This window comes from Streptomyces sp. NPDC104371, from assembly GCF_055583785.1.
The window spans coordinates 73,349-99,908 of the sequence record NZ_JBVJNF010000005.1; the positions used below are offsets into that span (position 1 = coordinate 73,349).

The window sequence follows — 26,560 nt, forward strand, 5'->3', positions numbered from 1 at the left end:
GCCCCATCGCCCCTGGAGAGCGGGAGGACCTACGTCGTGACCGTGACGCAGACCGCGGCGGTGCCGCACGAGGGCGAACCGGAAGGGCGCGCGGAAGCGGCGGGGGAGCGCGGGGCGCGCGTGACGGCGGAGAGAACCGAGGCCCCGTACGCCGCGCAGGACGGCATCCTGCGGCGGCAGTCGACACGGGAGTCCGCGGCGCGCACTTATGCGCGCGCCCTGCCCATCGTGCCCGTGCGGGCGCGCGGGCTCACCATCGAGGGCGCCGACGGACGCCGTTACCTCGACTGTCTCTCCGGCGCGGGGACGCTCGCCCTCGGCCACAACCACCCCGTGGTCCTGGAGGCGATCCGCGACGTCCTCGACTCCGGTGCCCCGCTGCACGTCCTGGACCTGGCCACCCCGGTCAAGGACGCCTTCACCACCGAGCTGTTCCAAACGCTGCCCCCCGGCCTCGCCGACCACGCGCGCGTGCAGTTCTGCGGACCGGCGGGGACCGACGCCGTCGAGGCCGCGCTCAAGCTGGTGCGCACGGCGACCGGCCGCAGCGGGATCCTCGCCTTCGCCGGGGCGTACCACGGGATGACCGCGGGAGCCCTCGAAGCGTCCGGGGGCGCGACCGACGTCCGCGTGACCCGGCTGCCCTACCCGCAGGACTACCGCTGCCCGTTCGGGATCGGCGGTGAGTACGGCGCCGAACTCGCCGCCCGCTGGACCCGGTCGGTGCTCGACGACGCCAAGTCGGGCGTACCGCGCCCCGCCGGGATGATCCTCGAACCGGTCCAGGGCGAGGGCGGCGTGCATCCCGCCCCCGACGCATGGCTGCGCTGTATGCGGCAGATCACCGAGGCCCGGTCGATCCCGCTGATCGCGGACGAGGTGCAGACCGGCGTGGGCCGCACGGGCCGCTTCTGGGCGGTCGAGCACAGCGGCGTGGTGCCCGATGTGATGGTGCTCTCCAAGGCGATCGGCGGCAGTCTGCCCCTCGCCGTCGTGGTCTACCACGAGGACCTCGACGTCTGGCGACCCGGCGCCCACGCGGGCACGTTCCGCGGCAACCAACTCGCCATGGCCGCGGGCGCGGCGACCCTCGCCTATGTACGGGAGAACCGCCTCGCCGAGCGCGCCGCCGCGCTGGGTGCCCGCATGATGACCCAACTCCGCGTACTCGCCGCCGAGTTCCCGTGCATCGGGGACGTGCGCGGCCGGGGCCTGATGATCGGCGTCGAACTGGTCGACCCCGAGGCGGCACCCGAACCGGCCCTCCCGGACGCGGGGTTGACGGGCCCCGAAGCCGCCGGTCCGCGTCCCGCCGCGCCCGCCCTGGCCGCCGCCGTGCAGCGGGAATGCCTGCGGCGCGGCCTGATCGTGGAGTTGGGCGGTCGGCACGCGAGCGTGGTGCGGTTGCTGCCGCCGCTGACGATCAGTGACGAGCAGGCGGCCGCGGTCCTGGACCGGCTCGCGGACGCTGTGGCAGCGGTGGCCCACAGGCCCGTACGTCCCTGAGCCCACGCGCACGCCACCGCCCTCCGCCCAAGCTTTCGCACCCGTACCGCCCCGCCCCGGTCCGTCGCGCGACGAGCCGGAACGACCTCGACCTCCCAAGGAACGCCCTTGAACGCCACCCCCACCCCCGACGGCGGCCCGCACATCCCCACCCGAGAACCCGACCCCGCACCGACCGCCACCGCCCTCGTACGGGAACGCGACACCGTCCCCCGGCAGCAGGCGGCGTCCCCCGAGGTCGCGCCGCTGCGCGGCGCCACCGTCGACCCGCTGGAAGACGCGAACCCCTGGACGGCGGCCCAGGCCGCGACCCTGGAGAACCTCCTGCGCTGCTGGGCACGCGAGAACGACCTCGCGGCCCCCGCCGACGGCACCCTCCGCATCCCTCTCCCCGCCAGCGGCACGGCCCTGCACGTACCGGTCCACTACTGGTCCCCGACCGGCTGGCACCGCTTCGGCTCACCCCACCTGGCCACACCGGAGCCGACCCCGCCCGTGGACGCGACAACGCTGGCGGCACTCCTGGCCCGGGAGACGGCGACGGAGACCGAAACGGTCACGAAGACCGAGACGGTCACGGGGGTGGAGACGGTCACGGGGGTGGAGACCGAGCCGAAGGCACCGAACCACCACGCCGCCTCGGCCACCGCACCTGCCCACCACACCGAACTGGTGAGCCGCGTCGCCGACTCCCTCCGCCTCACCGCGGTCTTCATCACCGACCGCCGCGCACACCCCACGGACGGAACCGACCTCTTCCTCACCGCGGAGCAGGCGCTGCTGCTCGGCCACCCGACGCACCCCACGGCCAAGAGCCGCGAGGGCCTCTCCGACACCGAGGTCCGGCGCTACTCACCCGAACTGCGCGGCCACTTCCCGCTGCACTGGACGGCCGTCGCCCCCTCGGTGGTCGCGGCCGACTCGGCCTGGACGGAAGGCGGCCGTCAGGTGCCCGCGGGCCGACTGACCGAGCGGCTCGCAGGCCCCGCCCTCGCACTGCCGGACGGCTTCACGGCGCTGCCGCTGCACCCCTGGCAGGCACGCGAGATCCGGCAACGCCCCGAGGCCGTCGCCCTTCTGGACGCCGGGCTGCTCCGAGACCTCGGCTCACACGGCGACTCCTGGCACCCCACCTCCTCCGTCCGCACCGTCCACCAGCCGGGCGCCCCGGCGATGTTGAAACTGTCACTGGGCCTGCGCATCACCAACTCCCGCCGTGAGCACCTCCGTAAGGAACTCCACCGGGGCGTCGAGGTACACCGCCTGCTGCGCCGGGGCCTCGGCAGGCAGTGGCGGGCCGCGCACCCCGGCTTCGACATCGTCCGCGATCCGGCCTGGGTCGCCGTCGACGGCCTGGACGGAACCCCGGTGCCCGGCCTGGACGTGATGATCCGCCACAACCCGTTCGCCCCGACGGACGACGCCTCCTGCATCGCGGCACTGGTCGCGCCCCGAGCCGGTGCCCGCCCCGCCGGACCGCACCACTCCGCCCCGTACTCCCGCCTCGCCGAGATCGTCACCCGTCTCGCGGGACGCACCGGCCGACCCCGTGGCGCCGTCGCCACCGAGTGGTTCCTGCGCTATCTCGAACAGGTCGTCCGCCCCGTGCTCTGGCTGGACGGGGAGGCGGGCATCGCCCTGGAGGCACACCAGCAGAACACGCTGCTCCTGCTGGACCCCGAAGGCTGGCCCGCGGGCGGTCGCTTCCGGGACAACCAGGGCTACTACTTCCGTGAGTCCCACCGCGCGGAACTCGACGCCCGGCTGCCCGGCATCGGCGCGCACAGCGACACCTTCGTCTCCGACGAGGTCACCGACGAACGCTTCGCCTACTACCTCGCCATCAACAACGTGTTCGGCCTCATCGGCGCCTTCGGCTCCCAGCACCTCGCCGACGAACGGCTGTTGCTCGCCGCGTTCCGCCGCTTCCTCGCTGATGCCGCCTCCGGCCCCGGCCGTCTGCGCACACCCCTGCCCGCCCGCCTGCTCGACTCACCCGTCCTGCGCTGCAAGGCCAATCTGCTGACCCGGCTGCACGGCCTCGACGAACTCGTCGGCCCGGTGGACACCCAGTCCGTCTACGTCACCCTCACCAACCCCCTTCATTCCTGAGGAACATGTCCCATCCCGTCTCCTGAGAGGAGCGTCGCCGTGCCTCCCACCGACGCGAGCCCCGACGCCGGCACCGCCTCCGCCCCCGCCACGGAGCGCGACACCGGCACAGGCTCCGGACCGTGTGCCGGGCCGGGTGCCCGGCCGATTCCCGGATCCGGATCGAGCCGCGGCGCGCGGTCCGGCTCGGACTGCGAGGACACCCTCGACCTGAAGCTGCCGGAAGAGTTCATGGCCCTGTGCGCCGGGGGAGAGGCGGACCGGCGCGGCGCCGCCCCGGCCACCACGGTCACGCGTCCACCCCGAGCGACCGCCACCTCTCCCGCCGCCCCCTGGGACGACGACCTCCTCGACTGCCTCGCCGACTGGGGCGCGATCGCCACCCCGGCAGGCGACTTCCGCCTCGCTCCCGTGGATCCCCGCCGCGACCTCCCGCTCGTCGCCCGCTGGATGAACGACCCCGCCGTCGCGGTCTTCTGGGACCTGGCGGGAGACGAGTCGGTGACCGAGCGGCACCTGCGCGCGCAACACTCCGGTGACGGACGCAGCATCCCCTGCCTCGGCGTCCTGGACGGCACGCCGATGAGCTACTGGGAGATCTACCGGGCGGACCTCGACCCCTTGGCCCGCCACTATCCGGCGCGTCCCCATGACACCGGGATCCACCTGCTCATCGGCGGTGTCGCCGACCGCGGGCGCGGCCTCGGCTCCACCCTGCTGCGTGGCGTCGCCGACCTCGTCCTGGATCGGCGTCCTTCCTGTGCGCGCGTCATCGCGGAACCCGACCTTCGCAACACCCCCTCCATCGCCGCGTTCCTGAGCGCCGGCTTCCGGTTCTCCGCCGAGGCCGACCTGCCCGACAAGCGAGCCGCCCTGATGGTCCGAGACCGGTCCCTGCGCCATCTGCTCTAGCGCTATCACTCTCCGTAACGAGCCGCGTACGGTGCCGGTTCCCGAGATCTGAGAAATTCGCGAACCGATTCCGATCGCCCCGCTCCGCCGTACCGCATCACCCTGCTCACCGCGTCCCGCCGTACGGCATCACCGTGCTCCGCCGTACCGCGCCCGTCCCGCTCACCGTGTCCCGCCGCCTCTACCCCTGTCATCAACACCCCGCCCCCGGTAGCGCCCCGCGCCCCACAAGACCGTCCCGCCCTCCGCGCTCCCCATGAGCGCACCACGAGCCCCGGCGTTGATGCCCCGGTTGTCGGCGCCGGGCCGTAGGGTGGTCGCGCTATGACGAAGCCCTCACTCCCCGAACTCCTGCACGCAGCCGTCTCAGCCGTCGGCGGCACGGAGCGCCCCGGCCAGGTGACCATGGCCCAAGCCGTCGCGGAGGCCATCGACGACGGCTCCCATCTGCTGGTCCAGGCCGGCACCGGCACCGGCAAGTCGCTCGGCTATCTGGTGCCCGCGCTCGCGCACGGGGAGCCCGTCGTCGTGGCGACCGCCACCCTGGCGCTGCAACGCCAGCTCGTCGAGCGCGACCTGCCGCGCACGGTCGAGGCACTGCACCCGCTGCTGCGCCGCCGCCCGGAGTTCGCGATGCTCAAGGGCCGCTCGAACTACCTCTGCCTGCACCGTCTGCACGAGGGCGTCCCGCAGGACGAGGAGGAGGGCCTCTTCGACCAGTTCGAGGCAGCCGCGCCCACCAGCAAGCTCGGGCAGGACCTGCTGCGGCTGCGGGAGTGGTCGCAGGACACGGAGAGCGGTGACCGCGACGACCTCACGCCGGGCGTCTCGGACCGCGCCTGGGCCCAGGTGTCGGTGTCCTCGCGCGAGTGCCTGGGCGCCTCGAAGTGCGCGTACGGCGCCGAGTGCTTCGCCGAGACGGCCCGCGAGCGCGCCAAGCTCGCCGAGGTGATCGTCACGAACCACGCCCTGCTCGCGATCGACGCCATCGAGGGCGCGCCGATCCTCCCGCAGCATGAGGTACTGATCGTCGACGAGGCCCATGAGCTGGTCTCCCGGGTGACCGGTGTCGCCACCGGCGAACTCACCCCCGGCCAGGTCAACCGCGCGGTGCGCCGGGCCGCCAAGCTCGTCGACGAGAAGTCCGCCGACCAGCTCCAGACGGCCGCCGAGGGCTTCGAGCGGCTGATGGAGCTGGCCCTGCCGGGCCGTCTCGAGGAGATCCCCGAGGACCTCGGCTATGCCCTGATGGCGTTGCGCGACGCCGCCCGCACGGTGATCACCGCGCTCGGCAACACCCGCGACAAGTCCGTCCAGGACGAGGACGCCGTCCGCAAGCAGGCGCTGGCCTCGGTGGAGAGCGTGCACGAGGTGGCGGAGCGGATCACCAACGGCTCGGAATGGGACGTCGTCTGGTACGAGCGCCACGACCGCTTCGGCGCCTCCCTGCGGGTCGCCCCGATGTCGGTGTCGGGGCTCCTCAGGGAGAAGCTCTTCGCCGACCGCTCGGTGGTCCTCACGTCCGCCACGCTGAAGCTGGGCGGCGACTTCAACGGCGTCGGGGCGTCCCTCGGCCTCGGCCCCGAGGGTGCGGAGGGCGAGGACCTCCCGCAGTGGAAGGGCGTCGACGTCGGTTCCCCGTTCGACTATCCGAGGCAGGGCATCCTGTATGTCGCCCGGCATCTCTCGCGGCCCGCACGGGACGGCGACCGCGCGGACATGCTGGACGAGCTGACGGAGCTGATCCAGGCGGCCGGTGGTCGCACACTGGGCCTGTTCTCCTCGATGCGGGCCGCCCAGCTCGCCGCCGAGGAACTGCGCACACGTATCCCCGAGTTCCCGATCCTTCTCCAGGGCGAGGAGACGCTCGGCGAGTTGATCAAGAACTTCGCGGCGGACCCGAAGACCTGTCTCTTCGGCACGCTGTCGCTCTGGCAGGGCGTCGATGTCCCGGGCCCCAGTTGCCAGTTGGTGGTCATGGACAAGATCCCCTTCCCGCGCCCCGACGACCCGCTGATGAGCGCGCGCCAGAAGGCGGTCGAGGACGCCGGGGGCAATGGCTTCATGGCGGTCGCGGCGACCCATGCCGCACTGCTGATGGCGCAGGGCGCCGGCCGCCTCGTACGGGCGACGGGGGACCGGGGCGTCGTAGCGGTGCTGGACCAGCGGCTGGCCACGGCCCGCTACGGCAGCTATCTGAAGGCGTCCCTGCCGGACTTCTGGTACACGACGGACCGCAACCAGGTACGCAAGTCGCTGTCGGCGATCGATGCCGCGGCGAAGGCGAACGAGGCGTAACGCCGCGGCGAAGGCGAACGAGGCGGAACAGGGAAGGTGCGACGACCGGGGCCCCGGACAGCATGGGGCCCCGGAACCGGCGCAGGGGTCCCGGGGCCCGGATCAGGGGCGGGCGTGGAGAGGCCCGCCCGCCGCGGTCGGGTCACACCCGCCGAAGCACCGCCACCACCTTGCCGAGGATCGTCGCCTCGTCGCCAGGGATCGGCTGGTACGCGGAGTTGTGCGGCAGCAGCCACACATGGCCGTCCTCGCGCTTGAAGCGCTTGACCGTGGCCTCGCCGTCGAGCATCGCGGCGACGATGTCGCCGTTCTCGGCGACGGGCTGACGGCGGACGGTGACCCAGTCGCCGTCACAGATCGCGGCCTCGATCATGGAGTCACCGATGACCTTGAGGACGAACAGCTCCCCGTCGCCGACGAGCTGCCGGGGCAGCGGGAAGACGTCCTCGACCGACTCCTCGGCGAGGATGGGGCCACCGGCGGCGATCCGGCCGACGAGCGGTACGTAGGATGCGGCAGGCTTGCCCGCGGTGTCGGTCGGCTGCATCGCGGTCGACTGGTCCGAACCGCGCACCTCGTACGCGCGCGGGCGGTGCGGGTCGCGACGCAGGAAGCCCTTGCGCTCCAGCGCCATCAACTGGTGGGCCACGGAGGACGTGCTGGAGAGGCCGACGGCCTGGCCGATCTCCCGCATCGACGGGGGATACCCCCGCCGTTGCACGGAATCCCGGATGACCTCGATCACCCGGCGCTGCCGGTCGGTGAGCCCGGAACTGTCCGCCCGGATGCCTGGCGGACGGCCGGGCATGGACCTCTTGGGGCCCTCAGGGTTCGTGGCTTCGTTCATGGCATGCACCGGCTCGAGTCGGCCCTGGGGGCGGTCCTGGGCAGTGATGGTCACACTGTCTGCGGTCGTGGTCACGTCGGCCCCTCTCGATGGTCTCCCGTGCAGCACAACGGTAATTGCTTTCGAAAGGTTGCACCAAACACACGTTCGAGTGAAAAACCGCGAAATGCCTGACGTGATCAGGAACCCGGGTGTATGGCCTGTGCTGTGCCCCTGCGGACAAATGCGCTCATTGCTGTACTGTTCACCGCCGGGGTGACGGCCTGCCGGGTCGCCGCGGTCGGCGCTCAGTCTGCCATCCGCAGCCCCGCGAGCCGGGAACCGGCCCCTCGTCCCGCGGCGTCCCTGGCGACGCGCGACGTGCCCGCGCAGGGCCCGCTTCGGGGCGCTCTGGCGGCACGCCTCCGTCGGTCCATGTCGACGCGCGTCAACGACGTATGTATGAGCCGATCGCTACATGTAGTGGTTGGATTGCGACAGTGGCCCAGAAGTTGTGGTCCCTTGGTCTTGGCGACTCTCACGATCGCCTATGCTTGGGGCTGCTTCGAGGGGCCCGTGAGGCCTCGCGAGGTCTATGAGCCGTGCTGAAAAGGAGGGTTGGAGCCATGCACTGTCCCTTCTGCAGGCACCCCGACAGCCGCGTCGTCGACAGTCGTACGACCGACGACGGCACGTCGATCCGCAGGCGCCGTCAGTGCCCCGGCTGCTCCCGTCGCTTCACGACGGTGGAGACGTGCTCGCTGATGGTCGTCAAGCGATCCGGAGTCACCGAGCCCTTCAGTCGCACCAAGATCATCAACGGTGTGCGCAAGGCATGCCAGGGGCGGCCGGTCACGGAGGACGCGCTCGCCCAGCTCGGTCAGCGGGTCGAGGAGGCGGTGCGGGCCACCGGGAGCGCCGAGCTGACCACCCATGACGTGGGCCTGGCCATACTCGGTCCCTTGCAGGAGCTCGACCTCGTCGCCTACCTGCGGTTCGCGTCCGTGTACCGGGCGTTCGACTCGCTGGAGGACTTCGAGGCCGCCATCGCGGAACTCAGGAAGCAGCAGCAGGAGCACCTCGTCGCGGACGACGACCCGGACGGGGCGTGCGAGGGAGCCGATCGCGGGTCCAGTGGGGCGGCCGACGCCCCCGTGCCCGCCACCGCCACCGACTGACGCGAGGGCCGGCAGGGGCCGGCCTCGTCGGCGGCACACACAGACCCGTCACGCGCGCCCGCGCACGGACACGCGTGACAAGCAGACAGACGACACGGTGCCCCGGGAAGAAATGGGTACCTTTGGGCGTTTTGCCCGAAACAGGGAGGCGGCATGACAGAGACGGCGAGCGGTCCGGCACGAGGTTCCCGAGCGAAGGGGGCCAAGGCCACCAAGGGACTGCGGGTCGAGCGCATCCACACGACCCCCGGCGTGCACCCGTACGACGAGGTCGAGTGGGCGCGCCGTGACGTCGTCATGACCAACTGGCGCGACGGCTCGGTCAACTTCGAGCAGCGTGGCGTCGAGTTCCCCGAGTTCTGGTCGGTGAACGCGGTCAACATCGTCACCAGCAAGTACTTCCGTGGTGCCGTCGGCACCCCCCAGCGCGAGACCAGCCTCAAGCAGCTGATCGACCGCATCGTGAAGACGTACCGGAAGGCCGGTGAGGACTACAAGTACTTCGCCTCGCCCGCCGACGCGGAGATCTTCGAGCACGAACTGGCCTACGCCCTCCTGCACCAGATCTTCAGCTTCAACAGCCCCGTCTGGTTCAACGTCGGCACCCCCCAGCCCCAGCAGGTCTCCGCCTGCTTCATCCTGTCCGTCGACGACTCCATGGAGTCGATCCTCGACTGGTACAAGGAAGAGGGCATGATCTTCAAGGGCGGCTCCGGCGCCGGCCTGAACCTCTCCCGGATCCGCTCCTCCAAGGAGCTGCTCTCCTCCGGCGGCAACGCCTCCGGCCCGGTCTCCTTCATGCGGGGCGCCGACGCCTCCGCCGGAACGATCAAGTCGGGTGGCGCCACCCGCCGCGCCGCCAAGATGGTCATCCTGGACGTCGACCACCCCGACGTCGAGAACTTCATCGAGACCAAGGTCCAGGAGGAGGAGAAGATCCGCGCCCTGCGTGACGCGGGCTTCGACATGGACCTCGGCGGTGACGACATCACCTCCGTCCAGTACCAGAACGCCAACAACTCGGTCCGCGTCAACGACACCTTCATGAAGGCCGTCGAGAACGGCGGGCAGTTCGGCCTGCGCGCCCGTATGACGGGTGAGGTCATCGAGGAGGTCGACGCCAAGTCGCTCTTCCGCAAGATGGCCGAGGCCGCCTGGGCCTGCGCCGACCCCGGCATCCAGTACGACGACACGATCAACCACTGGCACACGTGCCCGGAGTCCGGCCGGATCAACGGCTCGAACCCGTGCAGCGAGTACATGCACCTGGACAACACGTCCTGCAACCTCGCCTCGCTGAACCTGATGAAGTTCCTGAAGGACGACGGCAAGGGCCACCAGTCCTTCGACGTCGAGCGCTTCGCCAAGGTCGTCGAGCTGGTCATCACCGCGATGGACATCTCGATCTGCTTCGCGGACTTCCCGACCCAGAAGATCGGCGAGAACACCCGCGCGTACCGCCAGCTCGGCATCGGCTACGCCAACCTCGGCGCCCTCCTCATGGCGACCGGGCACGCGTACGACTCCAACGGCGGTCGCGCCCTGGCCGGCGCCATCACCTCCCTGATGACCGGCACGGCGTACCGGCGTTCGGCCGAGCTGGCCGCGGTCGTCGGCCCGTACGACGGCTACGCCCGCAACGAGAAGCCGCATCTGCGCGTCATGCAGCAGCACGCCGACGCCAACGCCACGGCCGTCCGCATGGACGACCTGGACACGCCGGTGTGGGCCGCCGCCACGGAGGCCTGGCAGGACGTGCTCCGCCTCGGCGAGAAGAACGGCTTCCGCAACTCCCAGGCGTCCGTCCTCGCGCCGACCGGCACCATCGGTCTCGCGATGTCCTGCGACACCACGGGTGTGGAGCCGGACCTGGCCCTGGTCAAGTTCAAGAAGCTGGTCGGCGGCGGCTCGATGCAGATCGTCAACGGCACCGTGCCGCAGGCGCTGCGCCGCCTCGGCTACCAGGAGGAGCAGATCGAGGCGATCGTCGCCCACATCGCCGAGAACGGCAATGTGATCGACGCGCCGGGCCTCAAGCAGGAGCACTACGAGGTCTTCGACTGCGCCATGGGCGAGCGCGCCATCTCCCCGATGGGCCACGTCCGGATGATGGCCGCGATCCAGCCGTGGATCTCCGGCGCCATCTCCAAGACGGTCAACATGCCGGAGTCGGCGACCGTCGAGGAGGTCGAGGAGATCTACTTCGAGGCCTGGAAGCTGGGCATCAAGGCGCTCGCGATCTACCGCGACAACTGCAAGGTCGGTCAGCCGCTCTCCGCCAAGAAGAAGGAGACCACCGAGAAGCAGGCGCCGGTGTCCGCGGCGAAGCCCGCGGTCGAGAAGGTCGTCGAGTACCGCCCGGTCCGCAAGCGCCTTCCGAAGGGTCGTCCCGGCATCACCACCTCGTTCACCGTCGGCGGCGCCGAGGGGTACATGACGGCCAACTCCTACCCGGACGACGGGCTGGGCGAGGTCTTCCTGAAGATGTCCAAGCAGGGCTCGACCCTCGCGGGCATGATGGACGCCTTCTCCATCGCCGTCTCGGTGGGCCTGCAGTACGGCGTGCCGCTGGAGACCTACGTCTCGAAGTTCACCAACATGCGCTTCGAGCCGGCCGGTATGACGGACGACCCGGACGTGCGGATGGCGCAGTCGATCGTCGACTACATCTTCCGCCGCCTGGCGCTGGACTTCCTGCCCTTCGAGACGCGCTCCGCGCTCGGCATCCACTCCGCCGAGGAGCGCCAGCGGCACCTGGAGACCGGCTCGTACGAGCCGATCGACGAGGAGATCGACGTCGAGGGCCTGGCCCAGTCGGCGCCGCTCGCCCAGGAGCTGAGGACGGTCGTCACCCCGAAGGCCGAGACCGCGGCGACGCAGTCGGCCCCGAAGCAGGCGCACACCAACGCCGAACTGGTGGAGATGCAGCTCGGCATCCAGGCGGACGCCCCGCTGTGCTTCTCCTGCGGCACCAAGATGCAGCGGGCGGGCTCCTGCTACATCTGCGAGGGCTGCGGCTCGACGAGCGGATGCAGCTGATCTGATCCCCTGAGGGCGCCCCTCATCCCCTGAGGGCGAACCTCGGAAGGGCGGCACGGCCGATGGCCGTGCCGCCCTTCGGCGTACGAGGGCGCGGGCCGCTCAGGAGCTGCGCGGTGCGCCCATGATGCGCGTGAAGCCCGCGGGGTCCGTGTCGTGGCCGTGCAGCCCCGGCGCGAACGTCCACATACCGGAGGCGTCGCGGACGAACTCGCCCACCGTCGTCGCGGTGGAGCCCAGCACGCCGCCGAAGTCGTCCTCGGCGAGCACCGTGTAGCCCTCGCGCAGCCGCACCCCCGGGTTCAGGACGTCGACGAAGGTCTTGCGCCCCATGTGCTGCTGGATGACGACGCCGCACACCACGCGCGCGTACCGGCCGGCGAGCCGGTACAGCTCCAGCGTCATGATCTCGTCCCAGCCGAAGCCCTTGCCGTCGGTGCTGTCGCGGTTCAGATTGATCGTGCCGTCCGGGGAACGGCTGTCGAAGTGCACGACGTAGTCGGGGTCCCCGTACGGATCCGTCGCCAGGTAGGTCGCCGCCACGATGTCGAGATCGGTGGGCGGCTGACCCGCCGGGCTCGGGTCCCACTTCAGTGCCAACTCCACCTTCTGGATGCCCTTGTTGAGAGCGCTCATCACACGTTCCTCCCCGATCCCATGCACTGCTCCGCACGAACTCCAGTGCATCAGTGGCCAGTTGTCCATTGTGCCTCGGGTACCGGGCCCCTCGCCCGGGTGGAGTCAGCCGGACCGTGACCAACGCCACGTACAGGGCCGTACGATGGCGCGGTGCTGGTCAAGTGGATTCGCTGCACCGTGGTCGATCGCCGCGGTTTCGAGCGGGGGCAGCGGAAATGGGCGGGGCTTCTGGGGGAGCCGGGATTTCGGGGACAGGGCGGAGGCTGGAGCCGGGGCAGGCCTGGTGTGGCGCATGTCTTCGCGTTCTGGGAGAGCCGCGCCTTCTACGACTCGTTCATGGCGCGTTCCCATGACCGGCTCGCCGCGTCGCAGTCCGGTACGTTCACGGACGCGCAGGTCAGGCTGTTCGACCACCGCTTCGATGTGAAGACCGGCTTCGAGCCCCGCTTCACGGACACCGATCTGGTGCGGGTCGCGCACTGCCGGGTTCACGAGGAACGGGCCGAGCACTTCGCGCTGATGCAGGAGAAGGTGTGGAACCCCGCCATGGCCGGATCGCCGGGCATGGTCCGCGGCCTGTTCGGCGAGGCGCCGGGCCATGAGTTCCTGGTCCTGTCGATGTGGCAGTCGGACGCCGAGCACGGCAAGTACCGGGTCGAACGCGTGGAGCGCCTGGCGCTGCGGGCACAGACGGAAGCGGACGTCGCGGCGCTCACGGGCGATGTCGTGGACCTGGAGCCGACGTGGACGGTATGAAGCCCGCGGACGCGATGATCACGACGGTGTGAGCCCGCGGACGTGGTGACCGCGGCGGGGGCCGCTCACTACAAGGGGCCGCTCACTACAAGGGGAACGCCGCCCGCTGCGGCACTAGGATTTTGCCATGGTACGACCACGGCGCATCGTCCTTGTCCGGCACGGCGAGTCGGCGGGCAATGCCGATGACTCCGTGTACGAACGCTCGCCGGACCACGCGCTGCCGCTCACCGAGAGGGGATGGCGGCAGGCGGAGGAGACGGGCAGGCGACTGCGGGAGATCTTCGGCCGGGAGCGCGTCAGCGTGTACGTCTCCCCCTACCGCCGTACCCACGAGACGCTCCAGGCCTTCCGTCTGGACCCCGAGCTGATCCGCGTCCGGGAGGAGCCCCGGCTGCGGGAGCAGGACTGGGGCAACTGGCAGGACCGCGACGACGTACAGCTCCAGAAGGAGTACCGGGACGCCTACGGCCACTTCTTCTACCGCTTCGCCCAGGGCGAGTCCGGCGCCGATGTGTACGACCGCGTGGGCGGCTTCCTGGAGAGCCTGTTCCGGAGCTTCGAGGCCCCCGACCCCCCGCAGAACGTCCTGCTGGTGACCCATGGGCTGGCCATGCGGCTGTTCTGTATGCGCTGGTTCCACTGGACGGTCGCCGAGTTCGAATGCCTGTCGAACCCGGGCAACGGCGAGACCCGCATGCTCGTCCTCGGCGAGAACGGCAAGTACGCGCTCGACCAGCCGTTCGAGCGCTGGCGTGATCCGGAGCCGTACTGGGTCACCGGATAGAGTGGCAGGGCGATGACCGCTGACTTCTCGACCGCAGACTTCCCTCCCCGGCGCCTGGAGCGCGCCCTGGCCAGCCTGCGCGGACTGGCGGTGGGGGACGCGCTGGGCTCACAGTTCTTCGTTCCCGCCAACTATCCGCTGCTCAAGCGCCGCGAGCTGCCGTCGGGCCGCTGGCAGTGGACGGACGACACGGAGATGGCCTGCTCCGTCGTGTCCGTGCTGGTCCTGCACCGCCGTGTCGACCAGGACGCGCTCGCCCACTCCTTCGCCGAGCACCATGACTTCGACCGCGGCTACGGCCCCGCCGTGAACCGTCTGCTGCGGCTGGTCCGTGAGGGCGGCGACTGGCGTGAGCTGGCCGCCGCGCTGTTCGAGGGGCAGGGGTCGTGGGGCAACGGCGCGGCGATGCGGATCGCGCCCCTGGGCGCCTGGTACGCGGGCGACCCCGAGCAGGCCACCCACCAGGCGGAGATCTCCGCGTACCCCACCCACCAGCACCGTGAGGCCGTGGCCGGTGCCATGGCCGTCGCCGCGGCTGCCGCCCTCGTCGCCGCTCCGGCAGGTCCGCCGAGCGCCGAGGCCCTGCTCGACGGCGTCATCTCCCTCGTCCCGAAGAGCGCCGTCGGCGCCGGGCTGCGGCGGGCGCGCGACATGCTCGACTACGGCGACGCGGGGACGGTCGCGGCCGTCCTGGGCTGCGGACGGCGGACGACCGCGCACGACACGGTGCCGTTCGCGCTCTGGTCGGCGGCGCGCGCCCTCGGCGACTACGAACAGGCCTTCTGGACGACGGCCCAGGTGGGCGGCGACGTGGACACCACCTGCGCCATCGTCGGCGGAGTGGTGGCCGCCGAGAAGGCCGGCACACCGCCCGCCCACTGGCTGGAACGGGCGGAACCACTGCCTGACTGGGCACCTTCGTCGAGGTAGCGCGGCAGCGCCGGGCACCGGGGCCGGTGGTCGCGGGTGGGCACCCCCGGCCGTGCGAACCGGGGAAGGACCGCAGGCCAGGACCCGTCAGGACCGGGCAGAGCCGCGCTCAGCCCGCGGCCGGTCCCGCCGTGCCGGACAGGGCCGCCAGGTCGCTCTTGCGTACACGGATGACCAACGCGGCCGTGGCCAGGGCCAGTACGGCCATGACGGTGGCCGGGACGAACGCCGTCGAGATGCCGTGCGCGAGGACCTCGTGCCCCCAGGGAGCCGGTAGTTGACGCGTCCTCGCGAACTCCGCCTTCTGCTCGGCCGTCCCGTTCGCGAGGAACTTCGGTATCTGCCGGTCCGCCTCGCTGCGGCTGGCCGTGCCGAACACCGTGGTCAGGATGGACAGGCCGAGCGAACCACCCACCTGCTGTGTGGTGCTGAGCAGACCCGAGGCCGCACCCGCCTCGTGCGGGGCCACACCCGAGACCGCGGTCAGCGTCAGTGTCACGAAGTTCAGACCCATGCCGAGGCCGAACGTCATCATCGGGCCGAGCACCCCGGTGACGTACGAGCTGTCCGGGCTGATGAACGTGAGCCAGACCAGTCCGATGGCCACCAGTGTCGCGCCTGTCAGCATGAACGGCTTGGGGCCCAGCACCGGCAGGAACCGCTGCGACAGACCCGCGCCGACCACGATGGCCACCGTCACCGGAAGGAAGGCCACCCCCGCCGATATCGGCGTGTACCCCAGCACGTTCTGCACGAAGAGCACGATGTAGAAGAACAGGCCGAACATCGCCGCTGCCAGACTCAGCATGATCACGTATGTGCCCGAGCGATTGCGGTCGGCGAACATCCTGAGCGGGGTGATCGGTTCCAGGGCCCGCCTCTCGACGAAGACGAACGCGGTCAGCAGCACGACGGCCGCGGCGAAGGACCCGAGGGCGAGGCTGTCCCGCCAGTTCTCCTCGGAGACGCGGATGAAGCCGTACACCAGGGACGCCATGCCGAGCGTCGAGGTGAGCGCACCCGCGATGTCGAAGCGTCCCGGGTGGCGTGGGGACTCGCTGATGAACTTCGGTGTGAGCACGACGATCAGGGCGCCGATGGGTACGTTGACGAAGAGGACCCAGCGCCAGTCGAGCCACTCCGTGAGCATGCCGCCGGCCAGCAGGCCGATCGCGCCGCCACCGGCCGAGACCGCGGCGAAGATGCCGAACGCGCGGTTCCGCGCGGGGCCTTCGGGGAACGTGGTGGTGACGAGCGCCAGCGCGGTGGGCGACGCTATGGCCCCGCCCACACCCTGGAGGGCACGCGCGGTCAGCAACTGCCAGGGTTCCTGCGCCAGTCCACCGAGCAGCGAGGCCAAGGTGAACAGCAGAATGCCGATCATGAAGATCCGACGCCGACCGAGGATGTCACCGGCCCGGCCGCCGAGCAGCAGCAGACCGCCGAAGGTGAGCGTGTAGGCGCTGATCACCCACGTGAGATCGGTGGTGCTGAAACGGAGCGCGCCTTGAATGTGCGGCAGCGCGATGTTCACAATCGTCGAGTCGAGTACCACCATGAGTTGGCTGGCCACGATGACGGCGAGTGCGATGCCCGGACGCCCTTCCCGGCGCGTGGCTTCCGGCTTCTGATCCTGACGTAACGGAGAGGTTGTCACGGAGAGTCCCCCACAGGTGAGTTAGTGAACGGTCGCGTTCACTGTCACGTCCAACGGTAAGCAATCCTCTTTAGGGAACGCAAGCGTTCACTGAATTCGATTCCGCACGACATCGCCCGCCCGCTCGTCGCTTCCCCTGTGGTCCCCGCGGTCCCCGTAGTCCCCGCGGTCCCACAGCCCTCGCGATCCCCGCCCCCACGCTCAACGGAGATGTACAGATGGCTACTTCGTCCACGACGGCCGCGTCCGCGCAGCCGATCTCTCTGCGCCGGCGTGGTGCCGTGCTCGAACGCGCGATCCTCGACGCCGCGCTGGAGCAGCTCAGTACCGTCGGCTGGAACGGCCTCACCATGGAGGCTGTCGCGGCCGGCGCCCAGACCGGCAAGGCCGCGGTCTACCGTCGCTGGTCGTCCAAGGAAGAACTCGTCGCGGCGGCGCTCCAGGCGGCGTTGCCGCGCCTCGATCGGGCGCCCGACCTCGGGAGCGTGCGCGAGGATCTGCTCGCGCTGTGTCGGCAGGCGCGGGAGGCGATGTACTCATGCCCCGGCGTGGCGCTTCGCTCGGTGATTCACGAATGCGACACGCTCCAGGCTCAACGCTTCCACGCCGTGATCTTCGAGGGTCTCGTCGAGCCGGCCTCGAAGCTGCTGCGCGAGGTCACCATCCGTGGGATAGAGCGTGGTGAGGTGCGCGGTGGTGCCGCGAACGAGTACGTCTTCGATGTCATCCCGGCGATGATGATGTACCGCGCGAAGGTGTGCGGCAGTGAATGGTGTGAGCGGGATCTCGAGGAGATGATCGACCAGTTGATGGTTCCGCTGCTGCGGCCGGAAGGCGACTGAACCGGGCCTTCGGGGCGGGGGCGGAGCGGGGTGCTCGGTCGTCAGGGGAAACCGGGGTGTCGCGCAGGGATCCCGGCGGCGTACGCTAAGGGCGCCATGCCGTACGAACCCCCTACTCACACCGTCGAGCGCTCCCTTCGCGCCACGACCGGAGCGAAGGTCATCGCCGGTGTCGACGAGGTGGGGCGCGGTGCGTGGGCCGGCCCGGTCACCGTCTGCGCCGCGGTCACCGGCCTGCGCCGACCGCCTGAGGGCCTCACCGACTCCAAGCTGCTCACCGTCAAGCGCCGCACCGAGCTCGCCGGGCTGCTGGAGACGTGGGTGACGGCGTACGCCCTCGGCCATGCCTCCCCGGAGGAGATCGACGACCTCGGGATGACAGCCGCCCTCCGGCTCGCCGCGGTGCGCGCCCTGGACACGCTACCGGTCCGCCCCGACGCGGTCATCCTCGACGGCAAGCACGACTATCTGGGGGCGCCCTGGCGAGTGCGCACCGTGATCAAGGGTGACCAGTCGTGTGTGGCGGTCGCGGCGGCTTCGGTGATCGCGAAGGTTCACCGCGACAAAATGATGGCCGAACTGGGCCTCGACCATGCAGACTTCGGTTTTGCTGCCAACGCCGGGTATCCGTCGCCCGTGCACAAGGCCGCGCTGGAGGAGCGGGGCCCCACCCCGTACCACCGCTTGTCGTGGGCGTATCTTGATGCGCTGCCCCAGTGGCGGCATCTCAAGAAGGTCCGCAACCCGGCGGCTGGAACCGCGCCGGAGATCGAGGGCCAGCTCGGCTTCGACTTCTGACCGGTTCCGATCGCACTCATGTGCAACCCGCCGACGCGTCTCGTATCGGCGTTTGATAAAAATCAGCTCATGCCTCTCATTCCCGAGGAGTCTCAGATTCACGAGAGCGCCCAGGGTCCCCGCGTCACTCCGGCCAGCGGCCGCACCGCGCCGACCCCTCGTCCTGTACCCGGTCCCCGCCCCGTGGCCCCTGCGCGTCCCGGTCGTCCGGGTCCCGTTCGGCCCGTGCCGGCTCAGCGCGGCTCGCACGAGCCCGCGAAGCCAGGGCCGTCCGCTCCTGCTTCCACCCCGCAGATCCAACTGGTCCCGGCCTCCGCCGAGGGCGCGCTGGACGCTGCCGAGGAAGCCGTCGACCTGCTGCTGGACTCCGGCCGCGCCCCTGGTGAGGTGCTGGTGATCACCACCGGCGATCCGCATCCGTGGGCCGCGCACGAACTGTCCTTCGGCGAAGCCGCCTACTGGGCCCAGCACGAGGCCGGTGACGACGTCTTCTACGCGGACGCCTCCGTCGCGTCGCGTGCCGCCCGCCGCCCGGTGGTCGTGGTCGCTGTCAACGGCGGAGACGACGCCGCTGTCGCCACGTCGCTTCCCCTGGCGCTCGGCCGGGCCGATGCCCTGCTGATCGTCTGCGGCAACCCGCAGCAGATCAACTCGGTGCTGGGCGCGGGCGTCTGAGTGGTCCGGCAGTGCCGGACCACCCGCGTTCCGTCCCCGCGCCGCAGGCCCGGAACCCGGTCACCGGGTTAGGTCCGGGTCTCGGCCGGGGGCGGTGAGGGTGTCGCGTCGACGCCCCCGGCGCGGAGGCCGCTTCGGCCTGTGCCCGCACCGGCCCCGGCCGATGTGGCATCGCCGCGGGCCGGGACAGCCTCTGCGAGGTCGCCGCGTTCAGCGGGCGGTGGCCCGGCGGAGTACCTCCGAGGCGGCGCCCCCGGTCAGCGGGAGCGGTGGCGGTGCCCCCGGCGGAGCGGATGTCCCCGGCGCTGACCGCGCGTTGGGGTGGCGTCCGCCCCGGCCCTCACCGAGGACCTGCCAGCCGTCACGCGTCAGCGTGATGTACGCACCGCACCGCAGCCCGTGCAGTGTGCACGCGTCCCGCAGGCCCCACATCCACGCCCCGTCCTCCTCCGTCCAACGTGCCTCGCCCTCACGGCAGTAGAGCAGCACGGCGGTCCGTACGGGGGTCCGCCGCCGTAGATCGTGCGGGATGACCTGACGCAGCCGGGCGAGCAGCGCGTTACGGAGCACCCATCCGTCCGCCGGAGCGGGAAGCCGGGTGAACGACGCGCTCGCCCGCAGTCGTCCGTCCGGATCCAGAACGGCCACGACGGCCATGGAGTGCCGCGGCTGATGCAGGGCGTGCAGCGCGCCGACGATCTCTCGAGGGTTACGGAGCAGCGGAATCCCGGCGGCTGCCCACTCCGCGGGTTCGAGTATCCGGGCCAAGGGAGCGGAGGCGGCGGACGGTTCGGCGGCGACCGACAGGGATGCTGGTGAGGACGAAGTGAATCCGAAGGTCACGGTCCTCCCTTCGGCTACCCGCCCACGGGGCGGGCGGGATCGGACTGGGGGAGCGCCCACCGCGGCGGAGTTCTGCCGGATCACGGACGAGCCGCGCGGAGAGCGGACCTCAATTCTTCCCGTCGAACGGACATGCGGCAACGAGCGCGATGAACCGCCGCCCGGCTTCTAGTGATATGTGACCTACATCCCCTGTCAGCCTGTGCCGACATGTTCTGGGGGAGAGGCGGGCCGCGCGTACGCGGCACGGATCGGCGTCAATGTGCCCTCCCGTCTTGTCGGTTGGGGATCTCTCGCGGCCACGCCCATGGAGGCGAGGGCGCGGGCGCACCGATGGCGAGGTGACTGTCACGCTGAGTGAGTTGGCCGGTGGCCCTCGGAATCGGGTTGCATGGGGGGTATGGACAACCTGGAGCTGCGCGCCGAAGCCGATGCCGTCCTCGCCGAGCTGGTCGGCGCCCCCGACGGCGCGGCGCGGCTGCGGGAGGACCAGTGGCAGGCGGTGGCCGCCCTGGTCGAGGAGCGTCGGCGTGCTCTGGTGGTGCAGCGCACCGGCTGGGGGAAGTCGGCGGTGTACTTCGTCGCCACCGCGCTGCTGCGCCGACGCGGCTCCGGTCCCACGGTGATCGTCTCGCCGCTGCTGGCGTTGATGCGTAACCAGGTCGAGGCCGCGGAGCGGGCCGGTATCCGCGCGCGCACGATCAACTCGGCCAATCCGGAGGAGTGGGACACGATCTACGCGGAGGTCGAGCGCGGTGAGACCGACGTACTCCTCGTGAGCCCCGAACGCCTCAATTCCGTGGACTTCCGTGACCAGGTGCTTCCCAAGCTCGCGGCCACGACCGGTCTGCTGGTGGTCGACGAGGCGCACTGTATCTCCGACTGGGGCCATGACTTCCGGCCCGACTACCGCCGGTTGCGGGCGATGCTCGGCGACCTCGCCCCCGGTGTGCCGGTGCTGGCCACCACGGCGACCGCCAACGCGCGCGTCACCGCGGACGTGGCCGAGCAGTTGGGTACCGGCGCGGGGGAGGCTCTGGTGCTGCGCGGCTCGCTGGAGCGGGAGAGCCTGCGGCTCGGAGTCGTCCGGCTGCCGGACGCGGCGCACCGCCTGGGCTGGCTCGCCGAGCACCTCGACGAGCTGCCGGGCTCCGGGATCATCTATGTCCTCACCGTCGCCGCGGCCGAGGAGGCCACCGCCTTCCTGCGGCAGCGCGGCTTCAAGGTGGCTTCCTACACCGGCCGTACGGAGAACGCCGACCGGCTCCAGGCCGAGGACGACCTCAAGGAGAACCGGGTCAAGGCACTCGTGGCGACCTCCGCGCTCGGTATGGGCTTCGACAAGCCGGACCTGGGCTTCGTCGTACATCTTGGTTCACCGTCCTCTCCGATCGCCTACTACCAACAGGTCGGCCGCGCGGGCCGCGGGGTGGAGCACGCCGATGTGCTCATGCTGCCGGGCAAGGAGGACGAGGCGATCTGGCGCTACTTCGCCGACACCGCGTTCCCGCCCGAGGAGCAGGTACGCCAGACACTCTCGGTCCTTGCCACCGCCGGACGGCCGCTGTCCGTACCGGCCCTGGAGGCCCTGGTCGACCTTCGCCGCACGCGTCTGGAGACCATGCTCAAGGTGCTCGACGTGGACGGGGCGGTCCAACGCGTCAAGGGCGGCTGGATCTCCACCGGCCGGTCGTGGGTCTACGACGCCGAGCGCTACGCGTGGGTGGCGCGGCAGCGGGCGGCCGAGCGGCAGGCCATGCGGGACTACGTGAGCACGACTCGGTGCCGTATGGAGTTCCTGCGCGACCAGTTGGACGACGAGGGCGCCGCCCCGTGCGGCCGTTGCGACAACTGCGCGGGAGCGTGGGCGGAATCGTCCGTCTCGGCGGAGGCGTTGACCGGAGCGGTGAAGGAACTGGACCGCCCCGGCGTGGAGATCGAGCCGCGCCGGATGTGGCCCACGGGCATGCCCGCACTCGGTATCGACCTCAAGGGCCGTATCCCGGCCGGGGAACAGTGCGCCACCGGGCGCGCCCTGGGGCGGCTCTCGGACATCGGCTGGGGCAACCGGCTGCGCCCTCTGCTGGCCGAGAACGCGCCGGACGGGCCGGTCCCCGACGACGTGCTGCGGGCCGCGGTGGCTGTCCTCGCCGACTGGGCACGCTCTGCGGGGGGTTGGGCGCCGGACGTGCCGGACGCCGCTGCCCGGCCGGTAGGGGTGGTCGCCGTACCGTCCGTGGCCCGCCCGCAGTTGGTCGGTTCCCTCGCGCAGGGAATCGCGGCCATCGGTCACCTTCCTTTCCTGGGGACTCTGACCCACACCGAGCCGGGCGGCGTCCGCACGGCACATCGCAGCAACTCCGCCCAGCGCCTCAGGGCACTGTCCGGGGCCTTCACGGTCTCCGAGGAGCTGGCCGATGCCCTGAAGCGTGCTTCGGGCCCGGTCCTGCTCGTGGACGACTGCACCGACTCCGGCTGGACCCTCGCCGTCGCCGCCCGCCTTCTCCGGCGGGCGGGCAGCGGCCAAGTCCTTCCGCTGGTCCTCGCCGCTGCGGGCTGAGTCCGGCCCTGGCGCGGGTGCCGCCGGCGGCCGGGGGTGCGGCTTCGTTCGTCCTGAGATGCGGCTGTTCGTCGGTCATGGGCCCATGTAACCCGAGCGGTCGGACATCGTGCGCGGAAGCCGGTCCACCTGTGGACAACCCCTGGCGTGCTCATGGCCATGGTTATCCACAGGCTCAAGCGGAATTTCGGAATCCGCGAGATGGTCACGGCATGACGAACCACGACGAAGCGGCCGGCTCCTCCGGCATCGGCGACATGCACGGATCCGCGCCCCACGACGGCGAGCCCACCGTGTACACCGGACATGGCTCCTCGGCGAGCGTCGACGGCGGGCCCCAGGTCACGCTGCGCACCCCTGCCGAGCTGGCGGACGCCCTGCCGTATCTGCTGGGGTACCGCCCCGAGGACAGCATCGTGCTGGTCGCCCTGCACGACCAGGACCGGCGGGGAAGGTTCGGCGGGCGGGCACGGCTCGGTATTCCGCCCCGCTCCGACGACTGGCCTTCCGCCGCACGGCAGTTGGTGCAGGGACTGGTGACCGGCAGCGAGCGCAGAGGCGCCCGCCCGCAGAGCATGGTCGCCTACGTCGTCCAGGATCCGGCGTGCGGGGAGACGGGCCGCGACGTCATGGAACGCCTCAGGCCGCTCGCCCAGGTACTGCGCACCACCTGCGGCGGTCTCGACATCCCTGTGGTGGAGGCGCTGTGCATCTCCGACGGCCGCTACTGGTCGTACTGCTGCCCGAGTTCGGACTGCTGCCCGACCGAGGGTCGGACGATGGGCCTGCCCGGTACCTCCGTCCTGGCCGCCGCCGCGACCTACGCGGGCCTTCAAGTACGGGGCAGCATCAAGGAGTTCAGGGCCAGGCTCAGCCCCTGGGAGACATCGGCCGCGCTCGACCAGGAGGCGGCACTGGACGCCGCGAGCCTGGCACTCGTACCGAGGATCCTGGACGACGGCACCCGTGAGGATGTCGCCGCAGAGACACTTGGGCTGGCCGAGCGGGTCATGGCACGTCTCGCCGAGCTGTCCCCCGTGTCCGGCACGCTGCCGTCGGACCTCCGCGACGACGAACTGCTCGCTCACGACGAGGCGGCGGCCCTGATCCTCGGCTTGCAGGACCGCACGACGCGTGACCGCGCTGCGGCGTGGATGGAGGGCGCGGAGGCTCCGGTGGCCCTGCGGCTGTGGCGTGCCCTGGCCCGTCGCTGCGTCGGATCGTACGGAGAGCATGCCGCCGCGCCGCTGACGCTCGCCGGATGGGTCGCCTGGTCCACCGGCGACGAAGTCGAGGCCCGCGAAGCCTTCGCCATGGCCCTGGGCGCGGATCCCGGCTACCTCTTCGCCCGCCTTCTGCACCAGGCCTGCAACGAGGGCCTGGACCCGGAGTCCGTCCGCCGATGCCTGCGGGCGGAGAGAGCGGATCGTGCGAACGGGGCGGCCGAGCCAGGGCGCGCCGAGCACGCCGCATCGCTCTGCGACGAGAGCCCCGCGCTGGCTCCCCGCCAGGGGAGGACCGGCACCACGGGGCGGTCATGGCACGCCCGCACCCTTCCCCGACGGCCCCGCATGCCACGCCCGTCGGCCGGTCGCCGACCGGGCAGCCGAGCGATCGGCACTCGCCACCGGCGCCCGTCCGGTGCCCGGCCCTTCGGCGAGGCCTCGCGGCGGACAGCGGACGACACGCGCAGCCACGCCCGGACCCGCCCGGAGCCTGGTGGGACCACGGGGGAGCAGGACGCAGGGGAGCAGGGCACATGAGCGTGAGCTGCCCTCCGGCCCCTCAGGCGCACCGCCGTTCGGTCGGCTTCCCCGGCCTGGAGCGTGACCTGGGACAGGTCCTTTCCGTTCACCTGTGTGGCCGAACCCGCGCCCGGGTCGCGCCACCGCACCGCTCACGACCTCCGGAGCCCCTCACCCGGCGCCGGGCGCGCCCCAGGCGTACCGAGCGCAGAGGAAGCCGTCTCATGCCCCTGTCCGCACTTCCCTTCGCCCCCGACGGCGACCGATCTCCCCGCCGCGAGCTGTCCCGGCCCGCGCCGCCGACAGGTAGCCCACCGGCAGGAGCTGGGGACCCGGGCCGATCACCGGTGTCCACACTGCCCGCCGACCGTCCGCAGCCGTCCGGCCCGCCGCGACGCCCTCTCCTCCCGCAGCGCCGCCTCGTCGACCTGCCGCCAGTCCACACCGCGCTGATCTGCGTCGCCCTGCCCGCACTCGCGATCTCCACGGACCAGGGGCAGTTGACCGGGAGCGGCCTGGAAGGGTTCTACCGCGCGGGTCGGCGTCTGCTCTCCCGCTGCCAGGTGCGGGTGGCGGGTCGGGAGCCCCTCGCCGTGCAGGCCCGGATGATGGAGGCGGACCGCGCCCATTTCGTGGGGACGGTGCATGCGTCCCCCGACACGGGCCCGGACCCGGATGTCGTCGTGGAGCGCGTCCGGCACGCGGACGGCACGGAGTTGATCATCCTGCGCAGCGCGGTCCCGCGCCCGCTGCGTCTGCCGGTGGAGGTGGCCCTCGGTACGGACCTCGCGGAGCTGAGCGCCATCGCCTCGGGTGGTGCCGGGCCCGAACTCGCCGCCAGCGTCCACGCGTTCGGGCTGCGCTGGTCCAGCGGTACGGGTGACGCCGTGGTCACGGCTCATCCGCCGCCCTCCGATGCCCTCGCCTCCGCCGGACTCCTGCGCTGGGAGCTGGAGTTGCCTCCCGGCGGACGGCAGAGCCTGGAACTGCGGGTACGGCCGGTGAGATCCGGTCGCGTCGCAGCCGTGGGACGCGACGCCAGAAGTCCGCTCGCACCGGCCGTGGCCACGGGCGACGATCCCCGGGTCCAACCGCTGCTGCGTACCTGTGTCGAGGATCTCCACGCCCTGCTGCTGCGCGACCCCTTGCACCCGGCCGACCTCCACCTCGCGGCGGGGGCGCCGTGGCGCTGTGGCCCGGCACCCGCCGAGGCGCTGGCCGCAGCCCGGATGACGCTGCCGCTCGGCACCCGGCTCGCCGCGGGCACGCTGCGCATCCTGGCCCGTACCCAACTCCGCGGCAGAGGAGCCGAATCGGGCATGATTCCGGGCCCTCGGCGGGACGCGGGCGCACATCTCCCACCGGGCTGCACGGGCACCGAGTCGACCCTGCTCTTCCCCGTGCTGCTCGCGGAGGCCCGGCGATGGGGCATGCCCGAACGGGAGACGGAGGATTTGCTGCCTGCAGCCGAGCGCTGCCTGCGGTGGCTGCGCAGCACGGTCGGCGACGGCACCTACCTCCCCGACCCGCAACCGGACGGGCCGTACCGCTGCGAGAGCCAGGCGCACGCCCATCGGGCCGCGCTCCTCGGTGCCGACCTGCTCGACGCCTATGGGCGCCCGGGGGCACCGGAACTGCGCCAGTGGGCACAAGCGCTCCGCGAGGCGTTCCACGAGGACTTCTGGACCGAGGACCTCTCGGGCGGCAGACCGGTGGCCGCCCGCATGCCCGACGGACGACTCGTACCGCACCTCGGCGCAGGCGCCGCCCACCTCCTCGACACCGGCCTGCTCGGCTCCGGCACCCTGGCGCCCGGCCTGCTCGACCGGGTACGGATCGAGCAGCTCGCCCGGCTGCTGACGGAAACAGGGGTGAACTCGGGCTGGGGGCTGCGCGGCCTGAGCGCGGGCGAGGCGGCGTACAACCCGTTCGGACACCGCAGCGGGGCCGTGCGGATACAGGAGACGGCCATCGCCGTCGCGGGACTGGCCGCCGCGGGCCATGACAGGGAGGCGAGCGGGCTGCTGCGGGGCATGCTGGCGGCGGCGGAGGCGTTCGGACACCGGCTGCCCGAGATGTTCGCGGGCGAGCCGCGCGCGGCAGGCGGCGCCCCGGTGGCGCATCCGGCGGCCTGCCGCCCCGCCGCCACGGCGGCAGCCGCCGGGGTGCTGCTCCTGACCGCACTCGCCGGACTCCGCCCGGACGCCCCGGCGAAGACGGTGACCCTGCGGCCGATGCACGGCGCGCCGCTCGGCGAGATCGTCCTGACCGGCCTGAGGCTTGCCGGAGCCCCCTTCTCCGTACGGATCGGCCGGACCGGCCTCGCCATGGTGGAGGAGGCGGCCGACGGACTACAGCTCGGGGTGTGACCCCGGTGACCTGGTGGACGAGCGGGGAAGGCAGCCGGTGATGAGACCTGTATCGGACAGAAGCGGACCAGCCGTCGCGGCAGTCGGC

The 26,560-nt window shown here is 71.4% G+C and carries 19 protein-coding genes; 15 read left to right on the plus strand and 4 right to left on the minus strand.

Going from position 1 to position 26,560, the window contains the following annotated elements; genetic code table 11:
- Positions 1–120 precede the first annotated feature (120 nt).
- From ACZ60T_RS17440 to ACZ60T_RS17455, 4 genes are all read left to right on the plus strand, one after another.
- Positions 121–1,506: a diaminobutyrate--2-oxoglutarate transaminase family protein gene (locus ACZ60T_RS17440; RefSeq protein WP_469666966.1), complete on the plus strand. Its 1,386-nt coding sequence runs from the start codon at positions 121–123 to the stop codon at positions 1,504–1,506.
- A gap of 108 nt (positions 1,507–1,614) precedes the next feature.
- A complete protein-coding gene (locus ACZ60T_RS17445) occupies positions 1,615–3,618 on the plus strand; it encodes an IucA/IucC family protein (RefSeq protein ID WP_469666642.1) in 2,004 nt (667 codons plus the stop codon).
- Between the two features lie 39 nt (positions 3,619–3,657).
- Entirely contained in the window at positions 3,658–4,530 is an 873-nt protein-coding gene (locus ACZ60T_RS17450; protein ID WP_469666643.1) for a GNAT family N-acetyltransferase, read from the plus strand.
- A 324-nt stretch (positions 4,531–4,854) separates the two neighbouring features.
- Positions 4,855–6,828, plus strand: coding sequence for an ATP-dependent DNA helicase (locus ACZ60T_RS17455; RefSeq protein ID WP_469666644.1), 1,974 nt, complete (start codon positions 4,855–4,857; stop codon positions 6,826–6,828).
- A gap of 142 nt (positions 6,829–6,970) precedes the next feature.
- Here the strand turns inward: ACZ60T_RS17455 and lexA are convergent, their stop codons facing one another.
- Positions 6,971–7,750 carry a transcriptional repressor LexA gene (gene lexA / locus ACZ60T_RS17460; protein WP_469666645.1) on the minus strand — a complete coding sequence of 260 codons (780 nt, stop codon included), beginning with the start codon at positions 7,748–7,750 and terminating at the stop codon, positions 6,971–6,973.
- Positions 7,751–8,280: 530 nt separating this feature from the next.
- Here lexA and nrdR point away from each other — a divergent pair.
- Together nrdR and ACZ60T_RS17470 are read left to right on the plus strand one after the other, a co-directional pair.
- Entirely contained in the window at positions 8,281–8,832 is a 552-nt protein-coding gene (gene nrdR, locus ACZ60T_RS17465; RefSeq protein WP_365623877.1) for a transcriptional regulator NrdR, read from the plus strand.
- 153 nt (positions 8,833–8,985) lie between these two features.
- Entirely contained in the window at positions 8,986–11,871 is a 2,886-nt protein-coding gene (locus ACZ60T_RS17470) for a vitamin B12-dependent ribonucleotide reductase (protein WP_365623875.1), read from the plus strand.
- 102 nt (positions 11,872–11,973) lie between these two features.
- Here the strand turns inward: ACZ60T_RS17470 and ACZ60T_RS17475 are convergent, their stop codons facing one another.
- Positions 11,974–12,507, minus strand: a complete 534-nt coding sequence (locus ACZ60T_RS17475; protein ID WP_365623873.1) for a TerD family protein — start codon at positions 12,505–12,507, stop codon at positions 11,974–11,976.
- A 153-nt stretch (positions 12,508–12,660) separates the two neighbouring features.
- Here ACZ60T_RS17475 and ACZ60T_RS17480 point away from each other — a divergent pair, with 153 nt between their 5' ends.
- The 3 genes from ACZ60T_RS17480 to ACZ60T_RS17490 all read left to right on the plus strand — a co-directional run bounded on the left by ACZ60T_RS17480 (position 12,661) and on the right by ACZ60T_RS17490 (position 14,983).
- Entirely contained in the window at positions 12,661–13,266 is a 606-nt protein-coding gene (locus ACZ60T_RS17480; RefSeq protein WP_252425818.1) for a YdbC family protein, read from the plus strand.
- Between the two features lie 127 nt (positions 13,267–13,393).
- Positions 13,394–14,053 (plus strand): histidine phosphatase family protein, encoded by a 660-nt coding sequence (locus ACZ60T_RS17485; protein WP_365623871.1) that lies wholly within the window; start codon positions 13,394–13,396, stop codon positions 14,051–14,053.
- A 12-nt stretch (positions 14,054–14,065) separates the two neighbouring features.
- The gene (locus ACZ60T_RS17490; RefSeq protein ID WP_365623869.1) at positions 14,066–14,983 is read left to right on the plus strand and encodes an ADP-ribosylglycohydrolase family protein; all 918 of its coding nucleotides are present in this window, start codon (positions 14,066–14,068) and stop codon (positions 14,981–14,983) included.
- Positions 14,984–15,092: 109 nt separating this feature from the next.
- On the opposite strand, the gene ACZ60T_RS17495 is transcribed toward ACZ60T_RS17490, so the two are convergent.
- Complete coding sequence (locus ACZ60T_RS17495; protein WP_469666647.1) at positions 15,093–16,640, minus strand: MFS transporter; 1,548 nt, start codon at positions 16,638–16,640, stop codon at positions 15,093–15,095.
- A gap of 218 nt (positions 16,641–16,858) precedes the next feature.
- On the opposite strand from ACZ60T_RS17495, the gene ACZ60T_RS17500 reads away from it, so the two are divergent.
- The 3 genes from ACZ60T_RS17500 to ACZ60T_RS17510 all read left to right on the plus strand — a co-directional run bounded on the left by ACZ60T_RS17500 (position 16,859) and on the right by ACZ60T_RS17510 (position 18,955).
- Complete coding sequence (locus ACZ60T_RS17500; protein ID WP_365623865.1) at positions 16,859–17,482, plus strand: TetR/AcrR family transcriptional regulator; 624 nt, start codon at positions 16,859–16,861, stop codon at positions 17,480–17,482.
- A 96-nt stretch (positions 17,483–17,578) separates the two neighbouring features.
- Positions 17,579–18,280 (plus strand): ribonuclease HII, encoded by a 702-nt coding sequence (locus tag ACZ60T_RS17505; protein ID WP_469666648.1) that lies wholly within the window; start codon positions 17,579–17,581, stop codon positions 18,278–18,280.
- A 69-nt stretch (positions 18,281–18,349) separates the two neighbouring features.
- Positions 18,350–18,955: a hypothetical protein gene (locus ACZ60T_RS17510; protein WP_469666649.1), complete on the plus strand. Its 606-nt coding sequence runs from the start codon at positions 18,350–18,352 to the stop codon at positions 18,953–18,955.
- Positions 18,956–19,165: 210 nt separating this feature from the next.
- On the opposite strand, the gene ACZ60T_RS17515 is transcribed toward ACZ60T_RS17510, so the two are convergent.
- Positions 19,166–19,798 (minus strand): hypothetical protein, encoded by a 633-nt coding sequence (locus ACZ60T_RS17515; RefSeq protein WP_469666650.1) that lies wholly within the window; start codon positions 19,796–19,798, stop codon positions 19,166–19,168.
- 400 nt (positions 19,799–20,198) lie between these two features.
- Here ACZ60T_RS17515 and ACZ60T_RS17520 point away from each other — a divergent pair, with 400 nt between their 5' ends.
- The 3 genes from ACZ60T_RS17520 to ACZ60T_RS17530 all read left to right on the plus strand — a co-directional run bounded on the left by ACZ60T_RS17520 (position 20,199) and on the right by ACZ60T_RS17530 (position 26,472).
- Positions 20,199–22,358: a RecQ family ATP-dependent DNA helicase gene (locus ACZ60T_RS17520; protein ID WP_469666651.1), complete on the plus strand. Its 2,160-nt coding sequence runs from the start codon at positions 20,199–20,201 to the stop codon at positions 22,356–22,358.
- Positions 22,359–22,570: 212 nt separating this feature from the next.
- Positions 22,571–24,121, plus strand: a complete 1,551-nt coding sequence (locus ACZ60T_RS17525; RefSeq protein ID WP_469666652.1) for a DUF4192 domain-containing protein — start codon at positions 22,571–22,573, stop codon at positions 24,119–24,121.
- A 329-nt stretch (positions 24,122–24,450) separates the two neighbouring features.
- Complete coding sequence (locus ACZ60T_RS17530; protein WP_469666653.1) at positions 24,451–26,472, plus strand: glycogen debranching N-terminal domain-containing protein; 2,022 nt, start codon at positions 24,451–24,453, stop codon at positions 26,470–26,472.
- The last annotated feature ends 88 nt before the right edge of the window (positions 26,473–26,560 follow it).